General features: G+C 65.9%; 23 protein-coding genes. 5 read left to right on the forward strand and 18 right to left on the reverse strand.

From position 1 onward, the window contains the following. Window positions 1-209: 209 nt before the first annotated feature. The 9 genes from HGB10_01125 to HGB10_01165 all read right to left on the reverse strand — a co-directional run bounded on the left by HGB10_01125 (window position 210) and on the right by HGB10_01165 (window position 9,667). Window positions 210-683: an XRE family transcriptional regulator gene (locus tag HGB10_01125; GenBank protein NTU70416.1), complete on the reverse strand. Its 474-nt coding sequence runs from the start codon at window positions 681-683 to the stop codon at window positions 210-212. Between the two features lie 186 nt (window positions 684-869). Further along, window positions 870-1,193, reverse strand: a complete 324-nt coding sequence (locus HGB10_01130; protein NTU70417.1) for a hypothetical protein — start codon at window positions 1,191-1,193, stop codon at window positions 870-872. Between the two features lie 6 nt (window positions 1,194-1,199). Beyond that, the gene (locus HGB10_01135) at window positions 1,200-1,673 is read right to left on the reverse strand and encodes a hypothetical protein (GenBank protein NTU70418.1); all 474 of its coding nucleotides are present in this window, start codon (window positions 1,671-1,673) and stop codon (window positions 1,200-1,202) included. 16 nt (window positions 1,674-1,689) lie between these two features. Then, window positions 1,690-1,953, reverse strand: coding sequence for a hypothetical protein (locus HGB10_01140; protein ID NTU70419.1), 264 nt, complete (start codon window positions 1,951-1,953; stop codon window positions 1,690-1,692). Then, window positions 1,950-2,399 (reverse strand): hypothetical protein, encoded by a 450-nt coding sequence (locus tag HGB10_01145; protein NTU70420.1) that lies wholly within the window; start codon window positions 2,397-2,399, stop codon window positions 1,950-1,952. The genes HGB10_01140 and HGB10_01145 overlap by 4 nt, the downstream gene beginning before the upstream one ends. A 119-nt stretch (window positions 2,400-2,518) precedes the next feature. Then, window positions 2,519-2,914, reverse strand: coding sequence for a hypothetical protein (locus HGB10_01150; protein ID NTU70421.1), 396 nt, complete (start codon window positions 2,912-2,914; stop codon window positions 2,519-2,521). 453 nt (window positions 2,915-3,367) lie between these two features. Further along, entirely contained in the window at window positions 3,368-6,109 is a 2,742-nt protein-coding gene (locus HGB10_01155) for a UPF0182 family protein (GenBank protein ID NTU70422.1), read from the reverse strand. Window positions 6,110-6,125: 16 nt separating this feature from the next. Continuing rightward, window positions 6,126-7,538: an HD domain-containing protein gene (locus HGB10_01160; protein ID NTU70423.1), complete on the reverse strand. Its 1,413-nt coding sequence runs from the start codon at window positions 7,536-7,538 to the stop codon at window positions 6,126-6,128. Further along, on the reverse strand, window positions 7,535-9,667 hold the full coding sequence (locus HGB10_01165; protein ID NTU70424.1) for a hypothetical protein: 2,133 nt from the start codon (window positions 9,665-9,667) through the stop codon (window positions 7,535-7,537). The genes HGB10_01160 and HGB10_01165 overlap by 4 nt, the downstream gene beginning before the upstream one ends. Window positions 9,668-9,755: 88 nt before the next feature. On the opposite strand from HGB10_01165, the gene maf reads away from it, so the two are divergent. After that, on the forward strand, window positions 9,756-10,496 hold the full coding sequence (maf, locus tag HGB10_01170) for a septum formation protein Maf (protein NTU70425.1): 741 nt from the start codon (window positions 9,756-9,758) through the stop codon (window positions 10,494-10,496). Here the strand turns inward: maf and HGB10_01175 are convergent. Genes HGB10_01175 through HGB10_01185 form a run of 3 tightly spaced genes read right to left on the reverse strand, consistent with a single transcriptional unit; the run spans window position 10,493 to window position 13,582 of the window. Continuing rightward, window positions 10,493-11,311: a class I SAM-dependent methyltransferase gene (locus HGB10_01175; protein NTU70426.1), complete on the reverse strand. Its 819-nt coding sequence runs from the start codon at window positions 11,309-11,311 to the stop codon at window positions 10,493-10,495. The genes maf and HGB10_01175 overlap by 4 nt on opposite strands. A 2-nt stretch (window positions 11,312-11,313) precedes the next feature. Continuing rightward, window positions 11,314-12,258 carry an amidohydrolase family protein gene (locus HGB10_01180; protein ID NTU70427.1) on the reverse strand — a complete coding sequence of 315 codons (945 nt, stop codon included), beginning with the start codon at window positions 12,256-12,258 and terminating at the stop codon, window positions 11,314-11,316. Continuing rightward, window positions 12,236-13,582 (reverse strand): HlyC/CorC family transporter, encoded by a 1,347-nt coding sequence (locus HGB10_01185; protein ID NTU70428.1) that lies wholly within the window; start codon window positions 13,580-13,582, stop codon window positions 12,236-12,238. The genes HGB10_01180 and HGB10_01185 overlap by 23 nt, the downstream gene beginning before the upstream one ends. Before the next feature lie 181 nt (window positions 13,583-13,763). On the opposite strand from HGB10_01185, the gene HGB10_01190 reads away from it, so the two are divergent. Both HGB10_01190 and HGB10_01195 read left to right on the forward strand, forming a co-directional pair. After that, a complete protein-coding gene (locus HGB10_01190) occupies window positions 13,764-15,749 on the forward strand; it encodes a HEAT repeat domain-containing protein (protein NTU70429.1) in 1,986 nt (661 codons plus the stop codon). After that, on the forward strand, window positions 15,746-17,062 hold the full coding sequence (locus HGB10_01195) for an HD domain-containing protein (protein ID NTU70430.1): 1,317 nt from the start codon (window positions 15,746-15,748) through the stop codon (window positions 17,060-17,062). Before HGB10_01190 ends, HGB10_01195 begins: the two co-directional genes overlap by 4 nt. 39 nt (window positions 17,063-17,101) lie before the next feature. Here the strand turns inward: HGB10_01195 and HGB10_01200 are convergent, their stop codons facing one another. Together HGB10_01200 and HGB10_01205 are read right to left on the reverse strand one after the other, a co-directional pair. After that, window positions 17,102-17,464, reverse strand: coding sequence for a hypothetical protein (locus HGB10_01200; GenBank protein ID NTU70431.1), 363 nt, complete (start codon window positions 17,462-17,464; stop codon window positions 17,102-17,104). A 240-nt stretch (window positions 17,465-17,704) separates the two neighbouring features. Then, on the reverse strand, window positions 17,705-18,418 hold the full coding sequence (locus HGB10_01205) for an FAD-dependent oxidoreductase (GenBank protein NTU70432.1): 714 nt from the start codon (window positions 18,416-18,418) through the stop codon (window positions 17,705-17,707). Window positions 18,419-18,495: 77 nt separating this feature from the next. Here HGB10_01205 and HGB10_01210 point away from each other — a divergent pair, with 77 nt between their 5' ends. Further along, on the forward strand, window positions 18,496-19,233 hold the full coding sequence (locus HGB10_01210; GenBank protein NTU70433.1) for a molybdopterin-dependent oxidoreductase: 738 nt from the start codon (window positions 18,496-18,498) through the stop codon (window positions 19,231-19,233). Here the strand turns inward: HGB10_01210 and HGB10_01215 are convergent. Further along, complete coding sequence (locus HGB10_01215) at window positions 19,230-19,889, reverse strand: hemolysin III family protein (GenBank protein ID NTU70434.1); 660 nt, start codon at window positions 19,887-19,889, stop codon at window positions 19,230-19,232. The two genes, HGB10_01210 and HGB10_01215, sit on opposite strands and share 4 nt — an antisense overlap. Window positions 19,890-19,932: 43 nt before the next feature. Continuing rightward, entirely contained in the window at window positions 19,933-20,340 is a 408-nt protein-coding gene (locus HGB10_01220; GenBank protein NTU70435.1) for a tautomerase family protein, read from the reverse strand. 66 nt (window positions 20,341-20,406) lie between these two features. Here HGB10_01220 and HGB10_01225 point away from each other — a divergent pair, with 66 nt between their 5' ends. Then, a complete protein-coding gene (locus HGB10_01225) occupies window positions 20,407-20,685 on the forward strand; it encodes an acylphosphatase (GenBank protein ID NTU70436.1) in 279 nt (92 codons plus the stop codon). Window positions 20,686-20,726: 41 nt separating this feature from the next. Here the strand turns inward: HGB10_01225 and HGB10_01230 are convergent, their stop codons facing one another. Next, window positions 20,727-21,242, reverse strand: coding sequence for an ORF6N domain-containing protein (locus HGB10_01230; GenBank protein NTU70437.1), 516 nt, complete (start codon window positions 21,240-21,242; stop codon window positions 20,727-20,729). Window positions 21,243-21,385: 143 nt separating this feature from the next. Further along, window positions 21,386-22,342 carry an EamA family transporter gene (locus HGB10_01235; protein ID NTU70438.1) on the reverse strand — a complete coding sequence of 319 codons (957 nt, stop codon included), beginning with the start codon at window positions 22,340-22,342 and terminating at the stop codon, window positions 21,386-21,388. Window positions 22,343-22,388 lie beyond the last annotated feature (46 nt).

A 22,388-nucleotide genomic window follows, 5' to 3' on the forward strand; every position in this document is an offset into this window, starting at 1 on the left:
GAGCGCTTCGCAAGACCTCAATTCCCGGGATACCGGTCCGGGGCCGATCCGCTTCCGGTGCCGCGTGCGGCTTCCCTGGCGGAGGACTTCGGAGGGGTGGCTGGATGCTCGCGCACCCTCTTCCCTCACGTCCGTGGTGTTCTATCCAGTCCGTGGCGGCGAGCCGCTTCAGGTGTGACGCGCACGATAGCGCAGGTCAACGCCGCAGGTCAACGCGAAGACCGCGCAGGGCGCACCGTGAAGTCCACCTCGCAGTCCATCGCGCCGAGCAAGACGATGAGCCGGTCGACCGACTTTGAGCGGTTCGTGGGGTCGAGCAGCCGCTGGACCTGCGCCGGCGAAGTGCCGGCGCGACGTGTGATCTCGCGCTGTGAGAGCGGGCTGCGCCGCATCGCATCCTGGGCCGCGACTGTGAGCTTGTAGAGGAGCAGATCGCGCATGTACGACGGCTCCTCGTTGTACTCGAGCACCGCATCCATGTGGACCGAACCCTCAGCGCCGGATTCGAGCACGTAGGTGAACGCCTCACGGCCGAAGTCCGGGTCCGCAGCGACTTCCGTGACTCGGTTTGCCGCGGACGGCGAAGGCGCGACCTTCGCGTACGGCATCGAGAAGTCCCCTGCGTCGGTGGCGACGTCGAACGCACGCTTGTGGTTGTTGGGCTTCACCGATCTGATCTTCACAGGAGGCCCTCCGCTTCAGCTTCGGCACAAGAAATGTTACCTCCTGCGGTATCGGTTCTGCAACCCGCGGACAAGCAGTCGTGCGGGCACAGAAATACCGCGAAGGCCTAACCGGAATCTGAAGCGGGCCCGAATTCTAGTGTGGACTGCGGAGGGCTCGATACCCTGCGCGTGCATCCCCCGCACTCAGTGCTCTTCGGCGCCACGCCCCATCCACCACGCCCAGAACCACCACACGCAGATCCCCACCTGCACGATGATCCATCCACCGGCCGCGTACCAGAGCAGCCCCGTGGTCAGCGCTTCGCTGCCTCCCCGCGCGGCATTCACCGCAGCCGCGCCCACAGCGAGCACGAACGACTCGACGGCGCCGATGATGAGCGCGACCTGGATGACCGCACGCTTGCTGGCGCGCTTGCGCGCAGCCACAAGTGCCACAGCCGCCACGAGTCCGAAGAGTGCCTGCCCGGCGATGAGCACGGCGACGACCGCCATCCCGCGTGCCGGCACCGTCCGCTACACCTCGCGAGCGCGAAAGCCCGACAGGTCCTCGACAACGCGATCCACGTCGGGGCGAACCCGCGTGGGATCGAACAGCCAGTCGACGACCTCCACCCCGTTGCGCAGGGCGCCGAGGCACACGAGGTCGTCGTCGTAGTCCATACGCACTCGGTAAACACCGGGTCCGTCGGCAGCGAAGTCCCAGGCCGTCTCGGCACGTAGCGTGCGCGGTGAACCCGACATCGCCATCAGTTCGCAGGCGACGTGCTCGAGCAGATGCGGTGTCTCTGTGTCGGCAAGCTCGGCCAGATGGCCGTGCGCCGAGCCGTTCTCGCATGAATGGCGCTTGAGCCCGGGAAGCAGTTCGACGACGCGCTCGGGCAGCCCCGGACACGACGACGTGCGGGCGAACCCGTGATCGGTCACCCGTACAACTGCTTCGATGCGCTCGGGCCCCACCTCGATGCGCTCGATCTTCAACGATCCCACGACCTACCCCTTTACCTTAGTACCCGTACGGCGGTGGAGGCTCGGGCACGCGGCGACCGGCCCGCGAACCGAGGAAGTACGCAAGCGACGCGGCCACCACGACCACGCCGACGGCGACAAGTACGGCCTTGCTGAAGTTCTCCTCGTAGACCTGGTGCACGATCTCCTTGCCCTCGACCTTGGCGAGGTTGGCGATCTCCTCGGTACGGTGACGAAGCTGATCGAGCGTCACACGCTCTTCCGGCGCGATGGTCAGAGGCTGCTTGGGGTCGGCGTTCACTTCTGGACGCTCCTCATCTTGATGTAGGTGAAGATTCCGGCGCCTATCAGAATCAATGTCCCGACGAGCGCGAGCGCTCCGGGCCACGTGAGGTACTTGGCGAGCACCATGAGGATAGCAACGAACACGAATCCGAGTCCGATGACCATGAGTGCGGCCGCAGCCATCGCCGAGGCAAGCGTGAGCCCAAGCTGCTGAGTCGGAAGCACGACCTTGTCGCGCATGAGATCCGACGCTTCGGCGCGCAGCCAGTTGACCGCCATCTGAAGCAGGTCGGCGATCGCGTCGGCGAGCGACTCTCGCTGCGGTCCGGGGTCGGGAGCAGCAGCAGATTCGCCCGCGCCAGGCTCGCCGGTCGGCGTGGCGCTTGGCTCGGCGGGTACCTCAGGGGCAGGCGCAGCGGTCTGATCCTCGTGCGCCGGGACGTTCTCCTCGGCAGGTGTCATCGGTAGGACCTTCCTCGGTGTGGTGCGTGTGCTGCATTCAAGATACCCAAAACGGACGACGGCGCCGGAATTCCGGCGCCGTCGGTGGCATTCAGTTTCTTCCGCGGTGCTTGTAGCGACTAGTACCAGCCGTAGCGGTAGCAGTGCCGCAGAGCGGCGCGTGGGGTGCCGTAGCGATGCTTGATGTAGCGGATCGCCTTGCGGGTGTTCCAGGCCGGGTTGGTCCAGTACTTACGACCGAAGCTCGTCTTGAGCTGGAACAGTCCCTTGCACGAACGGTTGCGCGACAGTCGATGGTAGTTGCTCTCACGCTTGCAGATCTTGAGGAGCGCACGAACGTCGGCCTTCTTGAGATGCTTCTTCTTCGCTTCACGCTTGATGATCTTGATTGCGGACTTCTGGCTCTTACTCAGTGCGAATGCCGGAGCTGCCGCCACGGCGACGAACATGACCGCGAAAATGATGATGAGGGCGGTCCTGACGATGTGTGAGTACGAATTGGAGCTGCGATACAAAGTCTCTTCCTTCCGTTGGGTTCAGGGCAGACGACGGCACGGAAGCAACAGGGGCACAGTACGTCCCTAAAGACAGCGAGTGGGGCTGGGGGAATAGCTAGCTGCCTCGCATCCGGCCACGAGGGGCGATTACTCGCCATCGTCTCGTGCCAGAGAAGCGCTATGCTCTTTGGCTTTGGACCTATGCAACATCTCTCGGTCGTTCTGTACTCGCCACGTTCATTCGGCGAGCCGTTAGGGCCGATCCGATCAGTCTTGTTTGCCAGCGTCCACCCTGCGGTCCAACGGCCGTTCTGATCGTCATCCGGCCGAGCATGGTGGGGCTACGTACCTTGTAGGACTCAGGGAGTATAGCAGGAACGTTGCCAAAACGACACAAGCCCTGGGTTTCCAGGGCTTGTGCGATGCGGCTATTCTATGCGTTTCGTCTGCTGTTCTATTCGGAACGACCTGCTATTTCGTGGCGCTCGCCTCTGCCGAGACCAACTGCTCGAGAACCTTGCCCAGTTCGGCGATCTTCGCGCCGTAGGTCGCCCAGTCGCCCTTCTTCTGCGCAGCCGTCGCCTCGGCGAAGAGCTTGCGTGCAGCCGCTGCGGTCACGCTCTGTCCGGGCGTCACCGTCGACGTCTCGGTGCTGGTGGGGGCCACTTGCCCGAACACCTTGAGCAGCGCGGCCTCGAGCGTGCGCTCCATCTCGACCTTATCGGCGTAGACCACGAGCACCCGGGTGAGCTCAGGGATCGCCGTCGTCTCGGCTTGCAGGTAGAGCGGCTGCACGTAGACGATCGAGTCCTTGATCGGGATGACGATCATGTTGCCGAAGATCGCCCGGCTCCCCCGCTGGTTCCACAGCGACAGTTGCGGCGAGATCGCGGCGTCCTGGTTGATCTGCGCGCTCACCTGCTCGGGACCGAGCACGACGCGCTCCTTGGGGAACTGGTAGACCGTGCGTTTGCCGTAGTCGGCCGGATCCGAGTTGGCCGCCACCCACCCAATCATGTTGTCGCGGTTTCGCGGCGTATACGGCTGCATGATGTAGAAGTGCTCTTCCTGCTCGCCCGGCAGGCGCATGAGCACGAAGAACGGCTCCATGATCTCGCCCTTGCGCTCGCCGGGGATCTCCCACTGGTCTTCTTTGTTGTAGAACACCCGAGGGTCGGTCATGTGATAGGTGCGGTAGATCTCGGCCTGCGCCTCGAAAAGCCCCTGCGGATAGCGGAAGTGCTCGCGGATCTTCGCCGGGATCTTGTCGGCGGGCTCGACGAGCGAAGGGAAGACCGACATCCACGCCGCAAGGACCGGGTCGGTCGGGTCGAACGCGTAGAAGTGCGTCGTGCCGTCGAATGCGTCGATGGTGACCTTCACGGAGTTGCGCATGTAGTTGATGGTCGAGCCGGGCAGCCCCTCGGAGTACGGGAAGTTGCTCGACGTGGTGTAGGCATCGATGACCCACAGGATGCGCCCGTCGACGAGCACCGGATACGGGTCGCCCTCATAGGAGAGCCACGGAGCGAGCGCCTCCACGCGATCCATGATGTTGCGTCGCATGAGTACGCGGCTCTCGGGCTTCACGTACTCCGAGAACAGCACCTGGCTCGAACCGAGGTGCATCGCCCACGCTACGCGCGTCAGCATCCCACCGATCGGAACGCCCTGCTTGCCGGCGTACTCGTACTCGGCATTCTTGTCACCAAGCGGGAAGTCGAACTCCTTGATGCCGGTGTCCACCACCACGTAGTCGTCGGTGAGCTCGCCGAAGTAGATGCGCGGCTGATCGGTCTTGAGCGACGGCACGGTCGTTCGCGGCGGCACGTCGCCTATGAGGAACTTGGGCATGCCGCGCGAATCCGACGCGTTGACCGGGCTCATCACGATGCCGAACCCATGCGTGTAGACGAGGTGCCGATTGACCCAGGTCTGCGAGGTGTCGGGCAGCTGCGCGCTGTTCATCTCACGCGCCGAGATGAGCACCTGCTGCGTCGTGCCCTCGATGCTGTAGCGGTCCACGTCCACGTCGGGGAACTCGTAGTAGGTTCGAATGGACTGCAGCTGCGTGTAACCCTGCGACACGATGCTCGGATCCCACAGCCGCACGTTGGACAGCGTCTGCCGGTCGTCGAGTACGTCCTGTGCCGTGAGGTTCTCGGAGGCGGGGAAGCTCTTGCCCTCCACGTCGTTTAACCCGAACGCAGTTCGTGTCATCGCAATGTTGCGCTCGATGTAGGGCGCCTCGGCCGAGGCCTCGTTGGGCGCCACCACGAACTGCTGCACGAGCGCCGGCCACACCGCGCCGAGCAGCACCGATGCGCCCACCCACACACCCAGCGCGATCGCCGGCAGGCGCCAGCCCTGGAATCGGATGTTGGCGAGGAGCAGCACCGCGGTCAGCAGCGAGATCACGATGAGGATCTTGAACGCGGGTATCTGCGCGTGGATGTCGGTGTAGCCGGCCCCGATGATCTGGCCGGTCGGCGAGAAGTCGAGCTTCCAGATGTCGATCCAGTAGCTGAAGCCCCACGTAAGCACGAACAGCGCGAGCAACACCGAGATGTGCGCCTTGACGTGCGGCGCGAAGCCCTTGAGTTTCGCCCACGGCTGTATGGCGCCGTCGAGCACGTGGACGACCGCTGTGAGCAGCGTGGTCAGGAACAGGATCCCAAACAGCCACTCGACCACGAGGCTGTAGGCGGGCAACTTGAAGACGAAGAACCCTACGTCGCGTCCGAACTGCGGGTCATTGAGACCGAACGGCACAGACGAGAGGGCGAGGCGGAACGTCTCCCAGCTGTGGGACATCTCGACGCCGTTGGTGAACGCGAACAGGACCGCAGCGCCGATGATCGCCTTGTCCAGCAGCGGCCCGATGCCACCGCGAACCCGCGTCAGCCACTCCTCGACCTGCACAGGCAGACCCTCGGGTAGCGTCACGGGCACCAGTCGCGGTGCCATTGAGCGCGCGACGCGCATGTTCACGAACAGGATCACGAAGGCCACCACGGCGAACACAGCGCCCACGGCGAGCTGGGACGTGATGCGCGTGACGAACACGTCGCGCTGCCCCATGTCCGAGAACCACGCGTAGTCGACCCACACGCGCGCGAGCCACTGCGCGAACGGCAGCCCGATGAACAGCACCGCTGCCACGATCGCACCGGCAATAGCGGTCAGACGAGTCCGATTGGAGCTCGAAGCCATGGTCTCTCCCCTTGCGTCAGAGGTAGTCGTCGATATCGATGTTGAGCGTCGCCGGGTCGATGAGCCCCAGAACGCTCAGCTCCGGTCGCGCGTCGAGCGCGATCTCGACTGGCGTCACGGTCGTGCCGTCGGCGTTCGCGATCACGCGAACGCGGGGCTTGTGCGGATCGTCCTCGGAGGGCGCGACCACCACCGCAACACGATTGTCCGAGAGCAGTATCACCGAGCGCGGCGGGTAGGCACCCATCATGCGCGCGAACAGCCTGACGAGGACCGGGTCGAGCGTCGAGCCTGCACTTTCGACGATCACGCGCATCGCAACGTCTTGTGCGCGCGCCGCCGAGTAGCTGCGATTCGAGGTCATGGCGTCGTAACTGTCGGCGATCGCGACGATGCGGCTCGCGACGTGCTGCTTGCGTCGCGGCGTGCGCGACGGATACCCGCTGCCGTCCCACGCCATGTGGTGTTCGAGAATCGGGAGCAGCACGGCGCTGTCCACTCCGGCCATCTGCGACGCCATCTTCGCGCCGAGCATCGGGTGCCTGCGCACACGCTCCCACTCCTCGGCGTCGAGTTTGCCGGGCTTCTCGATGATGTCGAGCCCTACCTCGAGCTTGCCGATGTCATGCAGCAACGCACCGGAACCCAGGGCGCTGAGGAAATGCGGGTCACGCGTGACGGTCGAGCCGAGCGCCACCGAGAGGATCGCGACGTTGGCCGAGTGGTAGTAGGTGTACTCGCTGAAGCTCTTCAGCCCTGCCATCTGGAGCATCGCACTGCGATCGGACAACACGTTGTCGACGAGCGACTTCGTGACCCCGGCGACCCGCCGAGGCGCCACTCCGGCGTCCGACGCGATGGCCGAGTGAATCTCTCGGATGACCGAGATCGCACCGTCGAACGCCATGCGGGCGTCCTCGGATATCTCGTGCCGCTCCTCGGGGCCGATCTGGATGACGCCCACGAGCCCGATCTCGACGCTGGTCAGTCGCGCCGCGGCTGTGAGCGTTTCGACTCCCCCGGCCTCCTCGATCTCGTTGGTGCTCGCCGAGACCACGCGCATCGCACGCACGAGTTCTGTGCGCGTCGTCCCTGCGCGGAAGTGAATCGCGCCGATGCCCATCGCGCTGAGTTCTCGGCCGAGCTGATCGAAGAGCACCGACTCCTCGGTCAGCAGTTGCTCGCCGAGAAGCACCTCGCCATCGAGGAACACGAGCTGAACGTCGGCTCCCTCGTCGTAGTAGGCGCGCAGCACGGCGTCGAGATCGTCGATGGCCGCACCGACCGACGGGTGCTCGAACGGATAGAAACGTGCGGCTCGGCGTACGGCATGGATCCGCGCCAGCACATCACGCGTGCGGCGGACCTGCTCGAGTGAGTACTTTCCGGAGACGGTGCCCTCACCGATGATCGGCGCGTAGTCGCTCATGAGGCACCGCCGTTCCCGTGCACGCGTTGGATCGCGGTCTCGGCGGCGCTGCGCAGCTCGCGCGACTTGCCGCCGCCGAGCAGGGCCCGGCGTCCGGCCAACGACTGCAGCGTGGGTAGCGCTTGAACGGCCCGGAGGCGTCCGAGCGCTTCGATCGCCTCGACGCGCGGCCCCATCTCACGGTTGCCGCGGCCCTCGCCGCGAGCCACCTGCTCGAGCGCCGAGACGGCATCGGTCATGCCCTTCTGCCCGATGAACCGCGCGGCGAGCTGCACATTCTGCGCATCCTCATCGGAGAGGTACTGGATCATCATCTGAGCGGCGAGTCTGTCGCCCTGGTTCGACAGCGCACGCACGGTCTCGCGTCGGACGCGCGCGTCCGGATGCCGCAGCACGCGCTCGAGGTACGGCAGGATCGTCGGCGACTTCGTGGAGCCGAGGATGCTGACGACGTTGCGCACGAAATACCAGCGTGGGTCGGTCACTCCTTCGCCGAGCTCGGCGATGTATGCGGGCGCGAGCGCGCTCAGCGTCTCCACGAGACTCTTGCGCGCGGCCATGTCGGGCTCGTCGGCGAGTTGGTCGAGCATCGGCTTGATGGCCAGCGAGCCGAGCATCGCGATGAGCCGGGTGGCTGACTCGTGCTCGATTGAGTGCTGCGGGTAGACGCGGAGCGCCTGCACGATCGAGCGCAGGTCACGCGGACTCGCGAAGTGACTGACCGAGCGGGCGAGCCGCGTACGCTGCTCCGCCGACAGCGAGCCGCTCTGCGAGGCGGCACCGATCATCGCCGACACCTCGACCGCGACCTCGAACTCGCCGCGCTCGATGAGCAGGCTGACCGCGCTCTCGATGCGGCCCATGGTCACGTCGAACGCCTCGCCGCTGTCGTCGAGGGTGACCAGCGTGACGAGCGCCGCGATGACGTCGCCGTCGGTGATGCCGTGCGCGGCCTCCTCACGCAGTGCGACGATCTCGGGGTCGGCATCGGTGGACTGCGCAGCCATCGGGGCCTTGTCGATCAGCTCGATGACCACGTCGCTGGGCCGTGAAAACGCCGCGCCCGACGTGTCGACTACGGGAAGCTGCGCAGGCGCGGCTTCCGCGAGAATCGAGTCGATCTCATCGGCGGACATGCCTTGCTCGAGCAACACCGACCCAGCGGCTCGCATGAGTCCGTCTTTGTCGATGCCGGAGATGGTGCTCAGATTGCGAATCGCGCGCACCATCGCGATGCGAACGCCCTCGGTGGTCGAACCCGTGGCGAACATGCGGCAGAGCTCCTCGGCCTCCATCTGGCGCACCACCGCAGCGAGCGGAGCCGAGCTTCGCGCCTGCGGCAGGAGCTTCTCGGCGAGCAGTTCGCTACGGACGTCCTGCGCCAGCCCCAGGGCCGCCTCCGCGAGGGAGCGCATGCGCTCGTCGCGCTGGTCGTCCTCGAGCGCCCACGCGAGGTGCGCGAGCCGGAAGAACGCATCGGACATGCGCTCGAAGCCCGATGCACCGCCGGCCAGAAGCGACTCGCTGAGATAGTCTCGGACGGCGGCGGGGTTGCTCATGAAGCGGGCGATGGTGGTCTGCTCGCCGGCGGCTCCCCGGCGTGCGCGCGCCACCAGGTCGTCGATCTCCTCGACCGTGAGCGCCTTGGTCTCGTCGAGGAACGCGGGTGCCTCGGCGTCGATCAGCGCGATACGCGCCTCGGTGACGGTGATGGTGCCGACGTTCTGCTCCCAGAACCGGGTCTCGAACCCCCCGGTCGCCGCAAGCTCCTCGGCTGGCACGCTGAGCAGCGTGAGAAACGCGAGGAGGTCATCGGCATCGGTGCCGGAGTGGAAGCGGACGTCCGAGAGCATTCGGTTGTAGAACTCGCGTGCGAACGAAAGGATGCCCTGACGACCGTCGAGGATCGGCATCTCGTCGAAGAACAGCCCGTCTCGGGTGACGGCGATTCGCACTTCGGGGAGATGTGCGAGGGCCTCCTCGAGGACGGCGACGGTGTTGCGACCGGCTTCGCGCGGAATCGCGCTCGACGGCGGATACAGCGACACGGCCTTGTAGGCGATGGCGAGCTGGCGCACGAAGCGCTCGATGACCGCAGGTACACCCCCGCTGTTCGGCTCAGGTGCCACGCCTCGCCCTTCTATGTGCCGCCGCCCAATCAGCGCCGCGTACATTATAGGCGCACGAGCCGACGTCGGGCCGCGCTATCATCTGCGTGTGAATCCCGAGAGCCCACATACGCCCACAACCTCGCTACCCGAGCACCCCGCACCCGCTGAAGTCGTGCTGGCATCGCAGTCGCCACGCCGGCGCCGGCTGCTCGAGTGGCTCGGGCTGCCGTTCGCTGCCACCGCGGTCGACACGCCCGAGGACCTCGACTCGCCGCTGGCCAGCGACCCCGCGGCACTCGCTGCCTCGCTGGCCGCCGAGAAGGCCACCGCGGCGCGCGACGAGGGTCACGGCGCAACCGGGCTCGTGCTGTGCTTCGACACGATCGTCGTGCTCGACGGCGCCGTGCTCGGCAAGCCGCGCGACGAGCGGGATGCCTGGCGCATGCTTCGCGCGCTGTCCGGGCGCACGCATCAGGTCGTGACCGGCGTCGCAGCGCTCACCCCCGAACTCGCCGAGCCGGTCACGTTCGCGGTGACGACCGACGTCGCGATGCAGGAGCTGTCGGACTGCCGCATCGAGGCCTGGATGGCGATGGGGACGTTCCTGGGCTGCGCGGGCGCCTACAACATCGAGGCGCAGGTCGCGTCGGTGGGGACGTGCGACTGCTACCAGAACGTCGCCGGGTTGCCGCTGTGCCACGTGTACGCGGCGCTGATCGGCGAGCCTGCGCTGCGTCGCTGGCTACCCGCCGAGCCGCACTCGCCCGTGGCGGCGTGCGACGACGCGCTCGAGCGGCGCTGCGAACTGGGACCCGACGTGCTGGCCGAGGCGGGCGCGAACCGCTAGACGCCCGCCGCCCGCCGCGCCACCACGATCACGCTCTCGTCGGCGTCTGACAGCGCATGTCCGTCGTGCCCGCCGAGCAACTCAACGCGCTCGAAGCCGGCGGCCTCGAGTTCGCGCTGCAGCAGCTGCGCCGGCAACGCGACGTGCTCTGAGCGGCGAGACGCGAGGTCCCACGTCCCGGCGGGGTCGCGCGTCAGCGTGAGGAAGTCGAAGCCGATCACGTCACGGTCGGCCGGGTAGTCGAGCACCCGCAGAAAGACGAGTGTGCCCTCCTCGGTCTCGCGCACGACCGGCGGTATGGCGTGCGGCTTGGCGCCGAGGAGCCGCGCGTGGTTGAGAAGGTGCAGCACGACCGCACCTCCGGGACGCACGACGGCCGCGAAATCGGCGAACGCCTCTCGCAGCCCCGCGTGGTCGCGCACGTGCGGCAGCGCGTTGCCTGTGCATATGAGCGCATCGGCGCCGGCGAGCCCGAGCGTCGCGAGCTCGCCGAAGCCGCCCCGCGTCAGTCGCACCGCGCCACCGGACTCGGCGACCCGCTCGGCAGCGTCGGCGATGTTGCGCTCGGCCTGCTCGAGCATCGAGTCGTCGGGATCGACCGAGTCGACGGTCAGCCCCCACGAGGCGAACATGAGCGAGTGCCGAGCGCTACCGGCTCCGACGTCGATGACACGCGTTGCACCGACCTCGTCGAAGATGCGTCGGAAGAACGGGGCCTCACGCGTCAGGCGCGCATCCCAGTTCACGAAGACGTCGTAGTCGACCTGCGGTGCTCGGCGGTTTCCCTCGGAGTGGTCGTGTTCGCACGCGGTCATCGTCACTCGCCTCCGGGAAGCAGCGGTTCGTCGAGCCGGAAGATCCGCGAGGCGTTGGCGCGCATGATCAGATCGCGGTCGGTGTCCGACAGCCCCATCTCCTCGAGCGTGCGCTCCTGCATGTAGCGGATCCACGCGCGGTAGGGCGCGGTGGTGCCGGAGTCGGTGCCGAAGAGCACGCGCTCGGGTCCCATGGCCGTCAAGCAACGCTCGAAGACCTCGGCGAGCGTCATCTTGGGCACGTAGTAGTCCATCCAGTTGTTGGTGCCGCTCGAGTCGACACACACGTTCTTGCACTGGTAAGCGAGCCGTAGAACGCTGTCGAGCCACCCGGCGCCGAAGTGCGCGATGACGAACGTGAGGTCGGGGTAGTCGCGTGCCACGGGAGACAGGTCGATGGGGTCTGCGTTGCGCAGATCGCCCGTGGGATCGACGGTGACGCCGTAGTGGATGATCAGGTTCGCTTTGAGCTCGTTGGCCTTCTCGAAGAGCGGGCGAAAGGAGGGGTCCGAGAGGTTGTAGCCGCGATTGACCGGATAGAGCTTCACGCCCCGGTAGCCTGCCGCCATCTCACGCTCGAGCAACGCCGGCGCACCGGGATCGCGCGGATCGACGTTGCACAACGCGTGGATGTGACCGTTGGCGGCGGCCAAGAAGTCGCGCGTGTACTGCGACTCAGGAAAGACGGAGACGATGAGCGCTTTGGCGACGTTGGCGGCCTCCATGCGGCTCACGTACCACTCGGCACACTCGTCGGGCCCCATGTCCGGCAGCGTCTGGAGCTGATCACGTCGGCCCCACTTGCCGCTCTTGGCGGCGTCCTTGAAGCGCTGGGGGGTCTCGGGGCGCTCGATCATCTCCATCATGAGCGGGCGTGTGAACAGGTGGACGTGCGCGTCGATCGCCATCCCGGGCTGGGTGGGCTTAGCTGCTGCGATTCTCGGCATCGTCTGGCTCCTCGGCTGGCGCTGGGTCGCAGGGCGGGTGACTCGACGTCACGCGTACCAGGGAGATCCTGCTGCGCCGCATCGACTGTATCCGGAACGAATGGTTCTTCCGGTCGTAGCTCTCGCCCGTGACAGGAATGTGCCCAAGCTTGGCCAGAAGCCACCCGGCGACCGTCTCGTATTCGTCGCTTTCCTCGACGGGCAGACCACGCTCGAGCGCTTCTTCGATCGAGAGCCGTCCATCGATGACGCACACGGTGTCCGAGACGCGCGTGATGTAGCGGTGGTCGCGGTCGAACTCATCGGCGATCTCACCCACGATCTCCTCGACGATGTCTTCGAGCGTCACGAGACCCGCCGTGCCGCCGTACTCGTCGACGACGATCGCCATCTGGTTACGCGTGGCACGCATCTCGGCGAGCAACGGGAGGATGCCCTTGGTCTCGGGCACGAACACCGGCTCGCGCATGTGCTCGGTGACGTTCGTGGAGCCCTTGCCGTCCGAGAGGGGCGTGATGAGGTCCTTGAGCAGGACGAGCCCGACGATACGGTCGTGGTCCTCGTGGAAGACCGGCAGTCTGGAGTAGCCGGTACCCTGCAGCCTCGACGCGGCCTGCTCGACGGTCTCCGTGTCCTCGACAAGCGCCATGTCCACGCGCGGCACCATGATCTCGCGCACCACGGTATCCCCCAGCTCGAAGATCTCGTGGATCATGCGCTTCTCTTCTTCGAGGAGCGATCCCTGCTCGGTGACGAGGAGCTTGATCTCCTCTTCCGAGACCCCCGGCCGGCCGCCCTCGAGCTTGAGGCCGGTCGCGCGCGACACGGCGGTGGTCGAGACTGTGAGCAGCCATACGAGCGGCGCGAACGCGCGCTCGAGCCAGGTGATGGCGCCGGCCACTGAGACCGCGACGCGCTCGGCCCGCTGCAGGCCGATGCGCTTGGGAACGAGCTCGCCGAACACGAGCGTGACGTAGCTGATGACGAGCGTGACCGCGAGTACCGACAGCCCGGGCGCGACCTTCGCGAGCAGCGGCATGCCCAGTCCCGCCAGCCACTCCTCGAGCGGCTTGGCAAGCGCCACGGCGCCGGCTGCAGCGGCGAGGAAGCCGACGAAGGTGATGCCGATCTGGATGGTCGCGAGCAGCCGGGTGGGGTCGTCGGTGAGGGCGAGTGCCGCCTTCGCGCCCTTCGAGCCCTCCTCGGCACGCTGCTGAAGCGCGGCGCGTCTCGCCGAGATAAGCGCGATCTCCGCAGCGGCGAAGTAGCCCTCCAAAGCGACGAGGGCGATGATCAGTACGACCTGCAGCCAGAGGTTATCCATACGGCATAGGTTAGCAGTATCGGCCGACGCCAAACCGCCGTTCAAAGCAGGTGGCCACGCGATTCATCCAAAGAAACGCATCGCATATTCAACTGTACGCGCGGGAACACCGATAAGATGGAGGGGCAGCGGGGGGCTTGCGCCCGTTCTTCGTCACGCCGTATCGGCGGGAGGGGGTGGAATGGCTATCGAGCCCGAACAGGTTCGTACGCTTGAGAACGTGCTTCGCGCGCTGTCCACAGCGACGCGCTCGTTGCGGTTGTATCCACCATCGAGCCCCATCCCCCGTCAGACCATCGACTCCGCGATCGTCGCGCTCGAAGAGCAGTTCGCTGCGGTCCCATCCCCGCTCAAGCTCGCGGTGGCCCGAGAAGGCTTCGCGTTCGAGGGCGAGCCGGTGGCGACCGCCATCGTGGTGACCCTGGAGTTCGCAAACGAACTGCGCGACCACGGCGTCGCCTTGATCGAGATCGCCCCGGGCACCACCGCCGATGACCTGCTTCGCTTCCTCACCGTCGTCTCGCGCGCCCCTGACGAGGTGCGCGCCGAAGGCGGGATCGGCGCGGCCATCGCAGCCGCCGGCGTGTTCACCGTCCACCTCACCGACGTACAGCTTGTCGCTGTCGAACAGGGCGGCGGAGCGGGTGGTATCGGGTCCGAGGCGAGCTTCCAGGCGATGGCCGACAGCCCCTCTCAGCTCAACTCATGGTTCGGCACCGCTTCGGCCGCCGGCAAGGAGACGCTGCGCTCGAGCATCGACCACTTCGTCGACGTCACCGGTGACTACGGACAGGAGAGCCTCGCCGAGGCGCTCTCCGACTCCCTTGCCACGCACGAGCCTGCGAACCGCGACGCGTTCTTCACGCTGGCGCTTGAACCGGGCGAAACCCGACAGCTCGCTGCCCGGGTGTTCCCGATGATGGACGCGGGCGACATCACGAAGGCCCTGCTCGGTGGGAGCTTCGGCAGCAACATGCTCGCCTTGTCGAGCGCCTTGGTGCACTTGCCACTCGGCGACAACGCCGATTCCGTGCGACGCGAGGTCATCGAGACGCTACGTGCCACGAATCGCAGAACCGGCGAGATCGAATTCCTTCAGCGCATGCTCGATGTTCGCGAGAGCGGGGCGCCGGAGCCTGCGTTGGCGCAGAAGGACCGCACGTACCGCACCCTCGTGCAGGCGGGCGCGGTCAACGATGCCGACGTCACGCGAGCCCGTGAGGTCACCAGCGCGGCTGCAGCGATGCTCGACACCGCGGGCGTGCGAACCATGCTCGCGATGCTCGACTGCCAGAACGCCTACGAGGAGTACGCGGCCGATGCGGAGAGCATCGCGGCGATGATCCCTCGCCTGCTCGAGCGCGGCGAGGTCGCGCTGGTGGCCAACGTGTTCGCGGAGCTCATCTCGCGCTCAGCGCGGCGCGTCGAATGGCCTGAGCTCGCTGCTCGCGTCCAACAGGCGCTCGTCGTCGCGATCACGCCCGAATCCGCGGGATCCTTCGTCCGAGCGTGCCTCGACGACCGCTCGCTGATCCCCGCAGTGCGTGACGTCGTCGCGCTCACCGGCGAGCAGGTCCACTCGGCGATAGCGGCCGAGGCGGTCACCCACAAGGCCGAAGGACTCGAGGTTGCCGAGGAGCTCATGGGCAAGCGCCTGATCGATCTGCTCATCGTTCTCGCGCCTTCTGTACAGTGGTTCCAACTTGGGCCCATCGTCGAGCGCCTCGGCGCCGAAGGAGGACCGCGGTCGATGCAGACCATCGAAGCGTTGCTCGGCCGACCGGAAGAGCAGGCGCGGCGCGACATCATCAGCGCGCTGGCGTCCGCAAGCGACCCGGCCGTACTGCCGCTGCTCGATAAGGCGATGCGCGACCCCTCCGACGAGGTGTCTGCGCTGGCCGCTCGCGCGCTGTCGAAGAGCACGCTGGAGGGTGCGGGGCATCTGCTCGCGAAGTACCTCGGCGAGCTGGATGTCGACAACGCCGACTTCGCCCGCGCTCGCGAGGTCATCGGTGCGCTTGCACGCTCCCACGACTCATCCGCCGACGAGGCGCTCACGAAACTCGCGTCTCGTCGTGCGCTCATTAAGCGTGGACACTTCATCGAGATACAGCAGCTCGCCGAGCAGGCGCTTTCGATGCGCCATCGGTCGGGTGATGCATCGTGAGCGACACCGCAGCACGCGCAGTCACCGCCCTCGCAGGCGCGCGCCGCGCGGTGCAGCTCTACCCGCCCGCGCACCCGGCGTATGGCGAGGCGCTCACAGAACTCGCCGTCGCGGTGCGTGAGGCCGCTGCGGCCGAGCCGCTCGTACTCAACGTCCACCAAGGCCGGCTCTATCACGGCAGCCTGCCCCTGCCCGACGAGGCGCCGGGCCTGCTCGCCGTCGCCGAGATGTTCGAGTCGCTCACCATCGAGTCGCTCGTCTTTAAGTCCAACTTCTCGGCGACCGACGCTGTCGCGCTGACCGAAGTGCTGAACTCACGACCGGCGCCCGATCTCGATCTCGCGGCGCTTCTTGCGCAGCGAGGCGTGCAGTCCGTCGCGATCTCGCTGCTGGAAAAGACCGAGGAAGATGACGACACCGACACGGTGCGCGAGCGCGACCGCGCGATGTTCCGGCGCTCGGTGACGGCCGTTCGCGGCATGATGCAGCAGGTGTCCTCGGGAGACCTAAGTGTGGTCGCCGAGGCCCGGTCCGTACCCGGTCCGATCGTGCGGCGGCTCGAGCAGGACGCTGCGGCCGTGCTGGGGATGGCGGCGTCGCGCCAACCGACCGAGCGGCAGCTGTACCACTCGATCAACGTCATGTGCTACGCGCTGCTCATCGGTGGTCGGCTGGGGCTCGATACGGAGAGCCTGACCTCGCTTGGGTCGGCCGCGCTCCTGCACGATATCGGCAAGACCGCGTTCGATCCCGACGACCCGGCACAGGCCGAGGCGATGCGCCTCGAGCATCCTCGCTCAGGCGCTGAGATGCTGCGGCATCTCGCGCTCGACGACGTCGCGCCCATGCTCGTCGCCTACGAGCACCACATGCTCGCCGATGGCTCTGGCTACCCGGCACAGTGCGAGGGCTACGCGACGCACCCGTACACGCGGATCGTGAGCATCGCCGATCGTTTCGAGAATCTCACCGGACCGGTGTCGGAGACCGGCGCCCTCACGATGGATCAGGCGCTCGTCTCGATTCTTCGTGAGGCGAGCCAGGGGCACTTCGACCCCTTCCTCGTACGCCTCTTCGCGAGCGTACTCGGCCCGTTCCCGGTAGGAGCGCTCGTGCGGCTGTCGGATCACAGCGCCGCCGTGGTCTGCTCGCCGGGAAGCGACCCCCTCGCACCGATCGTACGCATCGCATACGACAAGCGCGGAATCGAGACGGTGGGCGAGGAGGAGATCGATCTGGCTGCGACAACTCTGCACATCGTCGAGGTGCTCGAGCCGATCTCGCTGGACATCGACGTCTCCGAGACGCTCTAGCGCGCTACGCGAGCCACGCTCCCCCGCCAGGCGTGAGCGTCAGAGCGCGTCCCCGGGACTCTTGCCGATGCGGTGAAGCACGAGTGCGATCAGCGCGAGCCGGCGTCCGCGATCCTGACATGCGTCAACGAAGTCGCCGACCTGGGCCTTGAGCTCCGCCGACGGCTTGTAGCGAATCAAGCCACCCGCCTGCTGAAGAATCCGCCCCTGACACAACATCTCGATCTCGGGTTCGATCTCTTCGACGCGACGGCCCAGCCGAGAAGCAAGACCGGACGCGTCGAGCACGGTGTCGGGATTGCGATGGAAGAACACGAGGATGTCCCACGCCAGAAGGGATCTGACGTGGTTCTCGACGAATTGCGTGACCGTGGGCCCCAAGACCCCTTCGAGGTCGTACAAGTGTTCTTCGGCCCTTCTAGCGAAAGCACACTACAGTGCGAGGTCGGTCCAACTACGTAAAGTGCATGCACGGTGACAGATTCAGCCGTCCCCTAGTGTAGCGAGAAATCGCTGGAAAGCCACGACACGGGGCTAAACGGGCGCCGATTCGAGCCAAGCGGTCATGAGCAGGGATTAAGCAGCAGATAGGGGTGCAAATTCGGGCTCAAAGCGGTGCGCACCGTCACACTGCGATTTCCGCTATCCGGCTGGCCGGAGCGCCGCACCGAAGTGCTCGACCGTACGCGCTTCGCCCGGCACGCCGAGCTCATCGAGCACTCGCTCCATCGCCTCGACCATCACCGGCGGCCCTGCGATCAGGAAGCCGCATCCCTCCACCGGCTCCAGGTGCCGGCGCACGGTCTCGGCGGTGATGAACCCACGCTCGCCCGTCCAGTCGTCGCTCGGGCGCTCGTAGCACAGCACCAAGCGCACCCCTGCTGATTGCATGGCCTTGAACTCCTCGGCGAACGGAGCGCAGCTCTCGTCTCGGTTGCCGTAGATGAGCACGGCGTCGTCGAACGCCCGCCCCTCGTGGGTGGCCGCGCGCAGAAGCGAGCGAACCGGAGTGATGCCCACCCCTCCCGCCAGAAAGCACAGCCGTTGCGCTCCCTCGGGAAGCGAAAGCCGTCCGCCGGATGCGGAGATCTCGACCCGGTCGCCAACCTCGAGGCCATCGAGCACGTTCTTGAAGACCGAGCCGGACAGGCGCGTCGTCATCACGATCTCATCGTCGAACGGTGCCGAGCAGTGCGAGAACGTCTCGGCGATCTCGTCATCGGGCGTATGCAGGAACAACCTGAACCACTGCCCTGCTCGGAACGCGTATTCAGCAGGCCGGGAGAATCGGCACGTGAGAATCTCGGCACCACACAGACAACGCTCCAGAAGCTCGACTTCGAATCGTGCTGGCACGGAACACCTCTCATTGTTATCGAATGAAGGGAACATACCCTACGCGAGCGCGTGCTCGGCAGACCAAGGGAGATCTGATGTCAGGAGTACCGCAACCAAGACGAATGCGAATCGTCCGCCCCGGCACCGGAGCGTTGCTCGCGGGAGTCGGCGTCGTCATGGCGCTTCTGGCGACCGGCTGCACCTCCAACTTCCCGAGCCCCGCGGGAAGCGGCGGTACCGCCTCGGGTGACGACCCTGTCCCCGCATACACGAAGGTCGAAGTTCGCGAGTACAAGGGTCAGAAGCTCTCCTCGGTCGCCGATGAACCCGAGAACTCGATCAAGGGACCGCAGAGTGTCGACCCGAAGACGTACCAGCTCACGATCGACGGGCTGGTCGGACGTCCCGTGTCGCTGTCGTACAGCGATGTGACGTCGATGACGCCGACCAAGCGCGTCATCGAGCTGCACTGCGTCGAGGGCTGGACGATGACCTATCTGTGGGACGGCATCCCGCTCATCGACCTGATAGAGCGGGCCGGCGGAGCGTCATCGGAAGCGACGGTGGTGGTGTTTCACTGCGTGGACGGCTACACGAGTTCGCTGCCGCTCGACTACGTGCGTCGACGCAACATCCTGCTCGGCTATCGCATGAACGGTGTCGAGATGCCGCCCGAGCGCGGGTTCCCGTTCCAGGTACTTGCCGAGGACCGGTTCGGCTACAAGTGGGCGAAGTGGGTCGAGCGCATCGAGCTGTCGAGCGACGCGAAGTACCTCGGCTACTGGGAGAAGCGCGGCTACGACAACGACGCCGTGCTACCCGGCAAAGACTAGAGGCCGCTCGGGATGATCACGTAGAGCAGCACCGCGAGGAAGTGGCAGATGCTGCCGGCAAGCACCCACACGTGCCAGATGGCGTGCATGTAGCGCACCTTCTTGAGCACGTAGAAGATCGTGCCGACCGTGTAGCACAGACCGCCGGCGATGAGCAGCCACAGACCGGCGGGCTCGAGTGCGGCGATGAGCGGCTTGATCGTGAAGATGACGGCCCAGCCCATGCCCAGGTACACCGCGGCCGAGAGCCAGCGCGGACGATACGGCCAGAACGCCTCGGCGGCGATGCCGACTACCGCGAACGTCCAGATGAACGCGAACATCCACAACCCGCCGCTGCCGCGCAGCGTCATGAGGCAAAACGGCGTGTAGCTGCCCGCTATGAGCAGGTAGATGCCGCAGTGGTCGAATATCTTGAAGAGGTGCTTCACGTTGGGCTGCGGGAACGCGTGATACAGCGTGGAGGCCGTGTACTCGAGCACGAGGGCGATGCCGTACACGAGCGCGCTCGCGATCGCCCAGCCGTTCTGAGCCCAACCCGCGAACACGAGCAGCATCGTGAGCGCAGCGATCGAGAGCACGGCGCCGATGCCGTGGATCACGCTGTTGGCGATCTCTTCACCAAGCGTGTACGGCCGCTTGATCGAGCTTCCCATCGGCGCGTGCACGACGGGTGTGGGTGCTGAGGCGTCAGTCATGTCAGGCGTCTTCGTCATCATCGTCGGCAGCGACGTCGGCGGGCGCGATCGTGCACTGCATGACGCCGCCGACTGCGAAGCACTCGGCCGAAGGGTCGTGAACGACGACCATGATGTCCTTGGCATGAATGCCGGGGTCGGCGGCGAGGTTTCCCACGATCGACTCGTAGAGCCTGCCCTTGAGGTCGGCTCCGCGACCAGGAAGCATCGAGATGTCGATGATGGTGAGCGAGTCGCCGCGGTCGGCGCCGGCGTCGATGTCTTCGGCGGGCGTCTCGATCAGGCGCTGCATGATGCGCCCGTCGGGCACGTCGAGCGCGAGCACGAGAGCACCGCGTACGCCGTGGAGCAGCGCGCGCTTGTACGCGGTCGACTTGCCGGACTGGATATCGATGCGTACGAACGGCACGGTCGCTCCTTCGCGTTGTAGGATTTCAAATGCTATACCCGTCAGTCGGTTTTTGGGAGCCCGTTCATGGAACGAGTGCGATATCGCGTGGTCATCGAAGGCCGCGTGCAGGGTGTGTGGTTCCGCGAATCGACGCGCAGGATGGCCGAGGAGTTCGGCGTCGAGGGGTGGGTCAGGAATCTGCCTGGCGGCAGCCGAGTCGAGGCGGTGTTCGAAGGTGAGGCGCTCGCGGTGGCGCGGGCCATCGAATGGGCACACCGCGGCCCCGAGCATGCAGTCGTGACTGCGCTCGTGGAGTTCCCCGAGGAGCCCGAGGGGCTGGCGGGGTTCGAGATCAGGCGCTAGAGACTGAGTGCAACCTGAGCTAAGTCGACGCACAACATCGACTAGTCATCGGGCGGTGTGAAGCCAATGGTGTTGCGTGCTGGAGCAGGCGGGAGCATCAACTGCCGGATGGCATCGAAGACGATACTGAACTGCGTGTCGTAGCGATTCTCAAGCTCATCGATTCGAGCAACCAGCTCCCTGTGAGCGAGGATCACGGTTCGCATCCGCACGAACGCACGAACTACCAAGACATTGGCTTGGATAGCGCGATCGCTCCGTAGAACGCCTGACAGCATCGCGACGCCGTGTTCAGTGAAAGCATACGGTGCTTTGCGTCTGCCGCCATGTTGTCCCGTCCGACCGAGCGCCGTCCGCAGCTCGTCGAACTCGTCTTGTGAGAGACGGAACATGAAATCGTCAGGAAAGCGAGCCACATTGCGCTGAACTGCCCGCACGAGTTGTCGTGTTTCAACCTCGTAGAGCGCAGCGATATCCTCGTCCAAGATGATTCTGATGCCCCGAACCTCATGAATCAGAAGCTCAACATCGCCAACTGACAGCACGTCCGAATCCATGCGCCCACCTCCATGGAGACACTCGCATGTCGCTCTTCCAAGAACCCAACCGGAATCTACGCTCGGTTTGCTACCGCGGGCTATCGGTCAACTTGATGTGCCAGATTGGCACATCAAGTTCCACTCACGCGAAGTGAACGCCCTTACGCCTCCGATGCCTCCACCGGATTGGCCGCGATCTCTCCCACGACCGCCTTGGGCTGGCCCTTCGTCTGCACGATCACAACACCCGCGATCGCGATGGCGCCGCCGATGATGGTGAGCAGCGCGGGCACCTCCCCCAGCCATATCCATGCGATGAGCACCGCGATCACCGACGACACGTTGAGAAACACCGTGAGGCTCGATGCCGGCATCCGCGATAGCGCGTAGCTCCAAAGCACGTAGGCGATGGCGGCCGGGAACACGCCCAGGTACACCACCGAGAGGATTGCCGAGGGCGCGGCTCCAGGCCACTGGCGAATGAGCCCCGGCGCGAAGATGAGCATGGGGAGCGTGCCGGCCCAGATCGTGTACGCGGTCCACTGCAGCGCCGAGTACATCGCCAGCCCTCGCTTCGACACGATGAAGTACGCCGACGTCGTGAGCGCCGCAAGCAATATCAGCAGCGATGCCGCCTCGAAGTGCAGCCCGCCACCCTCACCTACCGCGATGAGCGCGACGCCGGCGAACGCGGTGCCGATGCCCACCCAGCCGGCGAGGGTGATGTGCTCGCGCAGGAACACCACCGACATGATCGCGGTGAAGACGGGGCCCGCCGCGATGAGCAGCGACGCCGCGCCCGCGCTCACCCGCAACTCGCCGAAGTTGAGCGCCACGTGGTAGATGCTGATGCCGAGGAATCCGGAGATGAAGATGCGCGGCAGGTCCTTCCCGGCGGGAAGCGACATCCGCGTCAGTACGGCATAGCCGGCCAACACCAGCGAGGCGACCCCGAAGCGCAGCAGCGCGACCTGACCGGGGCCGAAGCCGTCGGGGCCTGGCAAACCGTCAGCCGTCAGCCGCATCCCCGCCTTGATGCCCGCGAACGCGGACGCCCACAGCACGAGGGTGATGGCGATCGCAGCCCAGGTCTTCGGTTCGCGCTTCCATTCGGTCATGCGGTTGGGACCTGCTCTCGGGTGGGTGCGCGACAACCCCGCAATC

The sequence above is a fragment of the Coriobacteriia bacterium genome, assembly GCA_013334745.1.
In the GTDB taxonomy this organism is placed as follows: domain Bacteria; phylum Actinomycetota; class Coriobacteriia; order Anaerosomatales; family JAAXUF01; genus JAAXWY01.

What these genes read in the sequence shown, in the direction of transcription:
- HGB10_01145 (NTU70420.1), bottom strand. Translation starts at nt 2,399, where the DNA reads ATGACACCTGCCGAGGAGAACGTCCCGGCGCACGAGGATCAGACCGCT.
- HGB10_01155 (NTU70422.1), bottom strand. Translation starts at nt 6,109, where the DNA reads ATGGCTTCGAGCTCCAATCGGACTCGTCTGACCGCTATTGCCGGTGCG.
- HGB10_01160 (NTU70423.1), bottom strand. Translation starts at nt 7,538, where the DNA reads ATGAGCGACTACGCGCCGATCATCGGTGAGGGCACCGTCTCCGGAAAG.
- HGB10_01175 (NTU70426.1), bottom strand. Translation starts at nt 11,311, where the DNA reads ATGACCGCGTGCGAACACGACCACTCCGAGGGAAACCGCCGAGCACCG.
- HGB10_01180 (NTU70427.1), bottom strand. Translation starts at nt 12,258, where the DNA reads ATGCCGAGAATCGCAGCAGCTAAGCCCACCCAGCCCGGGATGGCGATC.
- HGB10_01185 (NTU70428.1), bottom strand. Translation starts at nt 13,582, where the DNA reads ATGGATAACCTCTGGCTGCAGGTCGTACTGATCATCGCCCTCGTCGCT.
- HGB10_01190 (NTU70429.1), top strand. Translation starts at nt 13,764, where the DNA reads ATGGCTATCGAGCCCGAACAGGTTCGTACGCTTGAGAACGTGCTTCGC.
- HGB10_01210 (NTU70433.1), top strand. Translation starts at nt 18,496, where the DNA reads ATGTCAGGAGTACCGCAACCAAGACGAATGCGAATCGTCCGCCCCGGC.
- HGB10_01215 (NTU70434.1), bottom strand. Translation starts at nt 19,889, where the DNA reads ATGGGAAGCTCGATCAAGCGGCCGTACACGCTTGGTGAAGAGATCGCC.
- HGB10_01225 (NTU70436.1), top strand. Translation starts at nt 20,407, where the DNA reads ATGGAACGAGTGCGATATCGCGTGGTCATCGAAGGCCGCGTGCAGGGT.
- HGB10_01230 (NTU70437.1), bottom strand. Translation starts at nt 21,242, where the DNA reads ATGGATTCGGACGTGCTGTCAGTTGGCGATGTTGAGCTTCTGATTCAT.
- HGB10_01235 (NTU70438.1), bottom strand. Translation starts at nt 22,342, where the DNA reads ATGACCGAATGGAAGCGCGAACCGAAGACCTGGGCTGCGATCGCCATC.